Source organism: Weissella sp. DD23, assembly GCF_001579105.1.
Classification (GTDB): domain Bacteria; phylum Bacillota; class Bacilli; order Lactobacillales; family Lactobacillaceae; genus Weissella; species Weissella cibaria.
In genome coordinates this window covers 1-257 of the sequence record NZ_KQ970526.1, presented here as the reverse complement: position 1 = coordinate 257, position 257 = coordinate 1, and the positions used below count along the sequence as shown (strand labels likewise).

1 pseudogene is annotated in these 257 nt (G+C 43.6%); it reads left to right on the top strand.

The annotated features are described in order from the left end of the window. Positions 1-257, top strand: a pseudogene (locus tag WEIDD23_RS13970) (hypothetical protein); the annotation flags it as partial.

Here is a 257-nt window from a genome sequence, read left to right as displayed (position 1 = left end):
TGTCGTCGTCGCTTTGTTGGCACAATTCCAAGTGTTAACAGTAGCGATTGTCTTACCAATGTTGTTACCGTTTTTTGCTCATGGTGTCTGGGTCGCGCAAGCTAAGTTGCGATTTTTAGGGCGTATAGTATTAGCTGCGATGTTGGCGATTGTGTTAAGTTTGAACACGATTATGCCGTTAGCTGAGGTATATCGAAATACTTTGATTTCACCTGTGGCGATGAACATGGTGCCACAAACAAGCCCAATTTTTCAGC